This window comes from Sphingopyxis sp., assembly GCF_035250425.1.
GTDB lineage: Bacteria > Pseudomonadota > Alphaproteobacteria > Sphingomonadales > Sphingomonadaceae > Sphingopyxis.
Genome location: NZ_DATFFD010000254.1, coordinates 1 through 9272 on the forward strand (window position 1 = coordinate 1; position 9272 = coordinate 9272).

A 9272-nucleotide genomic window follows, 5' to 3' on the forward strand; every position below is an offset into this window, starting at 1 on the left:
CCAGCCCGCCCGCCAGGCCGAGCAGCGCGCTGGGCGGGCCGAACCGGAGCGACAGGCCGAGCGCCGCGGCGGTGACGAGCGCGAGCGCGAGGAAGGCGAGCAGCGGCCCGATCAGTTGATAGACGTTCGCCGCGACCATGATCGCGGCATAGAGTGTCGCGATGCCCGCGCCTGAAAGCGCTTGGGGCACGCGGACGTCGCGCAATTTTTCCTCGTTACGCCATGCATATTCGGCGCCGCCGATCAGCGTGAAGCCGAACAATAGCCCGGCGACGATCTGCACGCCGGGGGTGAAGATGCGCGCGAAAAAGCCAGCATCGATCGCATAGCGAACGATCAACACGCCGGCGATCGCGAGCGTGAGCCCGCCGGCCCAGATCGGCAGCGTCTTTCCGAACAGATTCTCGAACCGCGACGCGAGGCTGACGGGCGGCTCGGCCGGAGCGGGCGTCTTTGATGGTTTCGGCGCAGGCGCCGCGACGGCGGCGGGTGAGGGCGGCGTTTCAATAATGCTCTCGACGGGATCGGCCGATCGCACGGGGAGCGGTGTTGCGCCGGCAGCAGCGGCGGGCTGGCTCTGCACCGGAACGGCGACTTCGTGGACCGTTGCCGCGATCTCAACATCCGCGTCCTCGGTCACGGGCGGCCCGGCTCCGCGCTGCAGCGCGCCGATCCGTTTGGCCGCCTCCAACAGCGTCGCCTCGGCCCGTTTCAACCGGCCGCGGGTGTCCATCAACAGGATGAACAGGATGATAATGGCCAGAAACGCGAGGACGTCGAACACGTTGATCCCTTCAGTCCGCGTTCCTAGCAGGCAGCGGAAGCAATTTCGATCTGTTTGGCAGGATAAAAAGCTTGGCGCATTAGCATTAGGCCCGGCGGCATATCGGGTATAGGAAGCCGCTAGGGAAAAGTCCCTGGGGAGGGCGAATGAAGCGGTTGATTGTTCTGGCCCTGTTCGCGGCATTGTCGCCGGCTGACAGCGCGGCCTTTCAGAAGCGCGAAAGCCTTGCGGGCGGCAATTCCTATTACAGCCAATGCGTCGCGGGTCCGAAGGATTATAGCGCTTGCATCGGATATTTCATGGGCATCGCCGATGCGCCGGTGATGAACACGGGGAAAACGCCCGAAGAGGCCGTGTACTGCCCGCAGGCCGGTGCGACCTACGAGCAGTATCGCGACGTGTTTCACAAATTCCTTCGCGACAATCCACAGACCAGGCAATTGTCCACGCACCATCTGTTCCTGATGGCGATGAACGCCTCCTTCCCATGCAAGAGCTCGCCCTATCTCTCGGTCGATCCGAACACCGGGGGTGTGTATATCTCGGTGCCCAAACCGCGATAGGGACGTGCATCGACCACGTCTGAACGACCGATCGGCGATGGGAAGACCTGTCCCAATCCCGCCGCTGACGATGCCCTTGCCGAAACAGGATTCGCCCTAGGGGATGGCCCAATTAGGTTTTGACCCCGCGAACTGGTAGCGCTACCATAATGTGGCAAGCCACGATCTACGATGGCCGGTTGGGGAGGGTCTGGATGAAAAAGGCAATGATGCTTGCCGCGACGATCGCGTCGATCGCGGCACCGGCAAGCAGTATGGCGGCTCCTCGCGGGCTGCCCGTCGGGCCTTGCATCAACATGGGCAACAGCCTTGAGCCGCCAACCGAAACGGAATGGGGCGGGCATCGAATTGCCGACAGCGATTTCGCCAATATTGCCTCGGCCGGTTTCAAGACCATTCGCTTGCCGGTGCGCTGGGACAGCCACGCCGGAAAGGAGGCGCCCTACACGATCGATCCGGCATTCCTCGCGCGGGTGCAGCATCTGGTCGGCGCGGCGCAGGCGGCAGGGCTCAACGTCATACTCGACAGCCATAATTTCGAATCGATGCACAGCGATCCGTTGGGCAGCGCGCCGCGCTTTGCCGGGATCTGGAAACAGATCGGCGTCGCCTTTGCGGACCAACCCGCCAAGACATTGTGGTTCGAGCTGGAGAATGAGCCGCACGACAAGTTCACCAACGCCAACCTGCTCGAAGCGCTGTCGCCGGCGCTGGCGGCGGTGCGCGCCACCAATCCCGACCGGCCGGTGATCATCGGTGGCGAGTTCTGGAGCGGCATCGATTCACTCAAAACGCTGAAATTGCCCGATGATCCGCACGTCTATCCGACCTTTCATTATTATGAGCCGTTCGATTTTACCCATCAGGGAGCGACGTGGGTCGATCCGGTGCCGCCGCTGGGGCGCACCTATGGCAGCGCCGACGATGCCGCGCGGCTGGTGCGCGATGTGCAGAAGATTCGCGATTACGCGGCGCGCACCGGCCTGCTCCCCTTCATGGGCGAAACGGGGGCGCATACGACCGTTCCGCCTGATCAGCGGGTGCAATATCATGCCGCGGTGACCAAGGCCTTCGCGCCGCTCGGCGTCGGCATGTGCACTTGGGCCTATACCAACACCTTTCCCTTCTATGACAGCGAGAAGAAGGCGTGGTTGCCCGGCATGCGCGGTGCGATCGGGCTGCCCGATCCGACGAGCGCGCCGTCGCCCGCCGCGGCTCCGCCGGCATCCGCGGGCGAGCGGCAGGCGACGCCCGAACTGCAGGCGCTCGACGACAGCCTGCCGGGCACACTGATCAATGACCCCTCGGCGCTGAATTGGGCCACCTTCGGCGCGATCATGAAGTCGAGGATCGTCAAATCGGCGGACATCCCGGGCGGCGGCGCCGCGATGCAGTTCGCGCTGCAATCGCTTGGGGTCGCGGCCTATGACGCCGGTGCCAATGTGCCGATCCGCACCGCGCTGCGGACCAAGGGTGACTATGTCGCGGCCTTCTGGGCGCGCACCGTCAAGTCCGACGCCCCCGACGGCAAGGGACGGATCGGCGTCCGTTTCCAGCAGAATGTCGCCCCCTATGCGGGGTTCGGCGACACGGTGCTGACCGTTGGTTCCGAATGGCAGCTCTATGAAGTGCCCGCCACGGCCAACCGCGATGTGCCGAAGGGGCAGGCGGTTCTCGGGCTGCAACTGGCCGGAGCGCGGCAGACGATCGAGATCGGACAAGTCATCATCGTCGAGGGCGCGAAGTCGATCCGCCAGGCGCCCCACACTGCGGCGCCCGCCCCCGACCCCGAACTGCCGCCGCAACTGGCCGGAAAGGGCACCCTGCTCAACGATCCGGCAAACCGCGAATGGCTGCTCTATGGCGACAAGCAGGCGGCGAGGGCGACGACGACCAACGTCTATGGCCGGGTCGCGACCCTGCTGACGGTCGGTGCGGCGGGGGCCAATGTGTTCGACGCGGGCGCCGCGGTGCCGCTGCGCGACGCGATCGCGAAGGGCGACCGCCTGCGCATCGCGGTGCTGGCGCGCACGGTGTCGGCATCGACCCCTGACGGGCAGGGCAAGCTGGCGGTCCGGGTGCAACAAAATGCTGCACCTTATGACGGCTTTGCCGACAATATGCTGACGGTGGGTCCGAACTGGCGGCTCTATCAGATCGGCACCACCGCGTCGCTCGCGCTCGCGGCGGGGACCGGACAACTGGCGCTGCACACCGCCGGGGCGGCGCAGGCGATCGAGATCGGCCCCGTCTATGTCTTGCGCGAAGCGGGCCAAGCTGCGGGCAAATGAGCGCCGACCGACCGTTCGCGACGCGGACGCTGACGGCAGGGCCGTCGCGGCTGACGCTTGTGCCCGAGGCCGGCGGCGCGATTGCGGCTTGGCGGATCGGCGACCAGCCGATGTTTTATGAGAGCGGAATCGCCGCCCAGCCGGGCTGGGATCCGCGGGCGACGGCGAGCTTCCCGCTCGTGCCCTATTCGAACCGCATCGGCGGCGGCTCCTTTATGTGGGACGGCCTGGCGCGCCGGTTGCCGCCGAACATGGCCGGGTTTGTCTATCCGTTGCACGGCGTCGGCTGGCTGCGGGGGTGGGCGGTCACCGAAAGCACCGATGCCCATGCTGTGCTGCGATATGAGCATCGCGGCGACGCGGACTGGCCGTGGGCCTTTTCGGCTGAGCAGCGGTTCGCGTTGGCGCCCGAGGGGCTGACGGTCGATCTGATCGTCACCAACCGCAGCGCCGGCGCCGTGCCGCTGGCAATTGGAATGCATCCCTATTTCGACGCCGCCAAAGCGCATCTGCAATTTACCGCCGAACAGATGTGGCTTGCCGGAGCCGACCAGTTGCCGTTGCGCGCTATCGCGTCCGATACGGCAACCGACTTTGCGGCGGGCCGCGCGATCGCGGGTTGCGAAAGCGATAATTGTTATGACGGGTGGGATGGCCGCGCCGCTATCTGGTGGGACGACCGCCCGCTCGGCCTGACCATCCTGTCCGACCTGTCGTGCGCAGTCGTCTACACCCCCGCCGATGCCCGTTTCTTCTGCTTCGAACCCGTGCCACACGGCAACAATGCGCTGAATCTTGGCGGGGCGGGGCAGCCGATGCCGGTTGCGGCGCCGGGCGAAACGATCCGCGCACGCATCGCCTTTGATGCATGGGAGCGTATATGACCGAGGGCGGCGCGCCGATCCGAACCGTCGTCATCGTGGGCGGCGGCACAGCGGGATGGATGGTCGCAGCCGCCGCGGCGCGGTTCCTGAACGACGGCCAGCGGCGGATCATCCTCGTCGAATCCGACGCCATCGGCACGGTGGGCGTCGGCGAGGCGACGATTCCGCCGATCCGCGATTTCAATCGCATGCTGGGCATCGACGAGGCCGAGTTCATCCGCGAGACGCAGGCGACCTTCAAGCTCGGGATCGAGTTCGTCGACTGGGGCGCGCTCGGCGAGCGCTATCTTCATCCCTTCGGCGACCCCGGGCATAATTTCGAAGGAATTGCGTTCCACCAGTTCTGGCTGAAGCACCGGGGCGATCCGCGGATCCGGCCCTTCACGGACTATTTCATTACAGGGGCGGCCGTGCGCCGCGGCGGCTGTGCGCCGCAAAGCGGAGATCCGCGCTCGCCGTTGCACCAGATGGCGACGGCCTATCATTTCGATGCCGCGCTTTACGCCGCTTTTCTGCGCCGCCGCGCCGAAGCGGGCGGGGTGCAGCGGATCGAGGGCCGGATCGAGGGCGTCGATCGTGACGGGGCGAGCGGGCATGTCACTTCGCTGCATCTCACCGACGGACGCGAAATCGCGGGCGATTTCTTCATCGACTGTTCGGGCTTCGTCAGCCTGCTGCTCGGCAGGGAAATGGGGGTCGCCTATCGCGACTGGTCGCACTGGCTGCCGTGCGACCGGGCAATGGCCGTGCCGTCGGCGCGGATCGAACCGCTGATCCCCGCGACGCGCGCCACCGCGCACGGGTTCGGCTGGCAATGGCGCATTCCGCTCCAGCACCGCACCGGCAACGGCGTCGTCTATTCGAGCCGTCATGCGACCGACGACGAGGCGCGCGCGACGTTGCTCGCCAATCTGGATGGCGAAGCGCTGGCCGAACCGCGCCCGCTTCGTTTTACCGCTGGGGTACGCGAACGCTTGTGGGAGGGCAATGTCGTTGGGCTGGGGCTCGCGGGCGGGTTTATCGAGCCGCTCGAATCGACGAGCATCCACCTGATCCAGACCGGCATCAACAAGCTGTTCTGGCTGTTCCCCGACATGGCGTTCAGCGCCGTCGAGCGCGACGAATATAACCGGCTGATGATCGATCAATATGAATATGTCCGCGATTTCATCGTCCTGCATTACAAGGCGACCGCGCGCACCGACACGCCCTTCTGGCGCGACATGGCGGCGATGGATATCCCCGACAGCCTGGCGCAGAAGATCGAACTGTTCCGCACCAGGGGGCGCATCCGCCGCTTCGACCACGACCTGTTCGGGATCGCCAATTGGGCGGCGGTTTTGCTGGGGCAGAACATCCTTCCCGAGGGTTACGATCCGCTCGTCGATGCGACCGACGACGACCGGATCGTCGCGGCGATGGAACGGATCGCTTCGGTGTTCGACGACCAGGCACGCGCGATGCCCAGTCACGCCGACTATGTCGCGCGCTTGGTCGGGAACTAACGCGGCCCCATCAATCCGCGCAGCACGAAATTGCGGATCGTTTCGTCGCGTTCGGGCGACGCGGCGCCTTGCACGCCTTGCGCCTGCGGGGGCAGATGATCGGCAGCGGTTGCGGCGTTATCGCCAAAGATGAAATGATCGAACCATGTCCGCCATGCGGCGCGTTCGGCGGCGGGGAGGTCGCGGATGGCGAGCAGGCTGTGGGCAAAGGCGAGCAGGGGCGAACTCCGGGCACCGGCATCGCACCAATAGTTGACCATCAGGTTGAGCGGCCCGGTGGCGCGGATGTTGTGCCACCAGAGCGAGGGAATGAAGATCGCGTCGCCCGGATCGAGCGTCGCGACCTGTGCGGTGGCCATTGCGCCGGCAAAGCGCGGGTAGCGCGCAAGGTCGGGATCGTCGACCGCGACCATGCTCACCGGTTGCCCCGCGGGAGTCTTGTTGAGCGGGCCGAGATAGAGGTTCGCGACTTGATCGGGCGGAAACAGGACGAACCGGCGGACGCCCGATACGATGACTGCGATATTGTCCGACTGGTCGAAATGGGTCGCGATGTGCGAGGCGTTGCCGGTCCACAGGCGCGGTATCGCGCCCGGCGCGTCGACCGGCAACATATGGTTGGCGAGAAAGCCGGGCATGAAATCGGCGGCGGGGGTCGACCCCGCGTAAAAGCTGGGCGGGTCGGCTTGCTCGCTCGCCCACAGCAGCCGGTCCAGCAGCTCGGGCATCGTTGCCCGTTCGGTGCGGAAATTGAACCCCGCCATATCGTCGCGGTAGAAATAGTGGCCGCGCGTTCCCGGCGGCGCGGTGAAGACGTTCATCGGCGCGCCCTGGCCATAGCCCGCCAGCCGCTCCGCCAGCGCCGCGATGCCCTGCCGCGCCGCCGCGACCAACGGCCAATGCGCGGTCAGCCCGCGCAGCACCAACGGGCGCCCGTTCGCCGCCGCCAGCGCCACCTGTGCCGCCCCGGCGTCGCGTGCATCGGCCTCGGCAATCGGCGCCGCACGGGTCAGCCAGTCACTCATGGGCAGGGATTATCCCACCCGCGACCGAGGCTGGCCGCACCTCGGCGAGGCTGAAGCGCGCCGCGCCGCAGGTAGTCAGCCGGAAGGGCGTTTCGACCTTGCTCATGTCGGCACCTTTAGCGGCAAAGCTGGCCCCGCGCGTGCGATGGTGGAACGGATTACGGCCTCGGGCAGCGCCAGCGCGGTCGGGTCGACGCGGCGCGGCGTGGGGTAGAGCGTCATCAGGCGCGCGAGCCACTCGCCGGGCTGGATCGGGCTGAGCTCGTCGATCGCAATGCGGCCGCGCGCGGCAAAGGCCGCGCCTGTTTCAGCGAGCCCCGGCGGGCCGGCGGCATCTGGTGCAAGTGTCAGGCTGCTCCAGTTGGCGAGCGTGCGGTAGGCGATCGCGGTGCGACGGTCATATTCGCGCTGCTCGTGCCCGTCACCGTCGGGTCGCGGCAACAGCGCGATCAGGCGCAAAATATCCTCCAGCGCGATGCCGAGGCCGATGCCATCGGCGGCCGGCGCGCGCGCGGCGGCTTCGCCGATGGCGGCAACATTGCCAAGCCAGTAGCGGCTTAGGCAGCCGGGGCCGGGTGCGGCGGCATCGGGCGCGAGCACGGCGCGCCAGTGGCGTGTCTGCCAGGCGATGCCGCTGTCGGCATAGGTCAACCGCTCCTGGCCCGCCGTGCCGCCGCCGTCCGGCGAAACCGAAAGGGACAGCCTTGGCAACCAGCCCGACCAGCTGGTCCAGCCGACCCCGAGTGGGGCGAGCAAGCGCGAGCGCGGACCGGCCGCGTCGATATAGAGATCCGCGGTCATGACGTCGCCGCCATCGGACGCAATGCCCCTGATCGCGCCATTCTCTGCGGCGACAACCACTTCGGTCGCCGACGTGACGTCGATGTCCAGCGCCGCCGCCATCTCGCACAGCAGGCTTTGATAGGCGGCCATGTCGAAGCGGGCGCCAAATCCGCCCTCGTCGCTGCGCGCTTCGCGCAGCGCGAGCAACATCGCAGCGAAATCGGGTGCGTTTTCGCCGCTCTCGAGCCGGTGGCGCAGCCAGATGTGATGTAGCGGCACGCCTTCGACAAAGGGGATCGTCGCGGTGCTCGCTTCGCGAACCGGCGGTTGTCCATCGCGGATATAGAGGCGCAGATCCACCGGCTCGGCGTTGGTCCGGCGGGCGAACAGCTGGGGGTCGAGCCCGACCTGCCTGTGGAAACGATGGATCGTCGGGCTCGCCGCGCCCAGTCGATTGAGCCAGCTGCTCCCGTCGCCCGGCAATTGCACCAGTCGGATCGCGGCGCCCGGCAGCGCGCAGTGCAGCGCGATCGCCGCGGCCAGTCCGACCACGCCATCGCCGACGATCAATATCGACCGCGTCAGGCCCGTCGCCGCGGTCATGCCGCTTCCCACGCGCCGGCTCGCCGCAGATAGTCGGCATGGTCGGGCCAGGCCGCGACGCGCCGGCGGATTGCTTGGTCGAGTTCGCCCATCGAACCCGCAAGACGGTCCCGCGATGGTGTATCGGCGCGCTGGTCATAGGATGCCGGAACGACCCCCTGACCGAGATAGACCGCGACCCAGCTCGCCTCGAGAAACAGACCCTGCGTGTAGAGTTCGACGCGCGCGCTCGTCCGCCAAAGGTCGATCTTGCGCTGTAGCGTTTCGGGCACTGCCATCGTGCGCACATGGTTCCAGAAGTCCGAATCGTCGCGCCGCGTTGCGTGATAATGGAGGATCAGAAAGTCGCGAATACGGTCATATTCGCGGTCGACCAGGGCGTTGAACGTGTCGCGGTCGGCGGCATCGACGCGGCGTTCGGGGAACAGTTCGACCAGCCGCGTCACCGCCTGCTGCACCAGATGGATGCTCGTCGATTCGAGTGGTTCGAGGAAACCGCTGGCGAGGCCGATCGCGACGACGTTGCGGTCCCAGCTTTTCGTGCGCCGGCCCGCGCGAAAGCGCAGCACGCGCGGGTCGGCGAGCGGTTCGCCCTCGATCGCCCCCAATATCGCGTTGCAAGCTTCGTCGTCGGACAGATGCGCGCTCGAATAGACATAGCCGTTGCCGACGCGGTGCTGAAGCGGGATGCGCCAGCGCCAGCCGGCATCCTGCGCATGGGCGAGCGTATAGGGGCGCGGCGGTCCGACATTCTGCGTCTGCGCGGCGATCGCACGGTCGCAGAACAGCCATTCGGACCAGTCTTCATACCCGACGCCGAGCGCCTTCTCGATC

The 9272-nt window shown here is 66.7% G+C and carries 8 protein-coding genes; 4 read left to right on the forward strand and 4 right to left on the reverse strand.

Features of this window, described 5'->3' with window-relative positions:
- Positions 1-784: DUF2339 domain-containing protein (locus tag VJ811_RS15445; RefSeq protein WP_324073937.1), on the reverse strand; the 784-nt coding region annotated here is incomplete at its 3' end.
- Between the two features lie 146 nt (positions 785-930).
- On the opposite strand from VJ811_RS15445, the gene VJ811_RS15450 reads away from it, so the two are divergent.
- The 4 genes from VJ811_RS15450 to VJ811_RS15465 all read left to right on the forward strand — a co-directional run bounded on the left by VJ811_RS15450 (position 931) and on the right by VJ811_RS15465 (position 6027).
- Positions 931-1347, forward strand: a complete 417-nt coding sequence (locus tag VJ811_RS15450) for a Rap1a/Tai family immunity protein (RefSeq protein ID WP_324073940.1) — start codon at positions 931-933, stop codon at positions 1345-1347.
- Between the two features lie 194 nt (positions 1348-1541).
- Positions 1542-3638, forward strand: a complete 2097-nt coding sequence (locus VJ811_RS15455) for a glycoside hydrolase family 5 protein (protein ID WP_324073942.1) — start codon at positions 1542-1544, stop codon at positions 3636-3638.
- On the forward strand, positions 3635-4522 hold the full coding sequence (locus tag VJ811_RS15460) for an aldose 1-epimerase (RefSeq protein ID WP_324073943.1): 888 nt from the start codon (positions 3635-3637) through the stop codon (positions 4520-4522). The genes VJ811_RS15455 and VJ811_RS15460 overlap by 4 nt, the downstream gene beginning before the upstream one ends.
- Positions 4519-6027, forward strand: a complete 1509-nt coding sequence (locus VJ811_RS15465) for a tryptophan halogenase family protein (protein ID WP_324073944.1) — start codon at positions 4519-4521, stop codon at positions 6025-6027. The genes VJ811_RS15460 and VJ811_RS15465 overlap by 4 nt, the downstream gene beginning before the upstream one ends.
- Here VJ811_RS15465 and VJ811_RS15470 read toward each other — a convergent pair.
- The 3 genes from VJ811_RS15470 to VJ811_RS15480 form a co-directional block, all read right to left on the reverse strand.
- A complete protein-coding gene (locus tag VJ811_RS15470; protein ID WP_324073946.1) occupies positions 6024-7052 on the reverse strand; it encodes a cupin-like domain-containing protein in 1029 nt (342 codons plus the stop codon). The two genes, VJ811_RS15465 and VJ811_RS15470, sit on opposite strands and share 4 nt — an antisense overlap.
- Before the next feature lie 102 nt (positions 7053-7154).
- Complete coding sequence (locus tag VJ811_RS15475) at positions 7155-8438, reverse strand: tryptophan 7-halogenase (RefSeq protein ID WP_324073948.1); 1284 nt, start codon at positions 8436-8438, stop codon at positions 7155-7157.
- Positions 8435-9272 (reverse strand): tryptophan halogenase family protein (locus VJ811_RS15480; protein WP_324073950.1); only part of this gene is annotated, 838 nt, incomplete at its 5' end. The genes VJ811_RS15475 and VJ811_RS15480, both read right to left, overlap by 4 nt.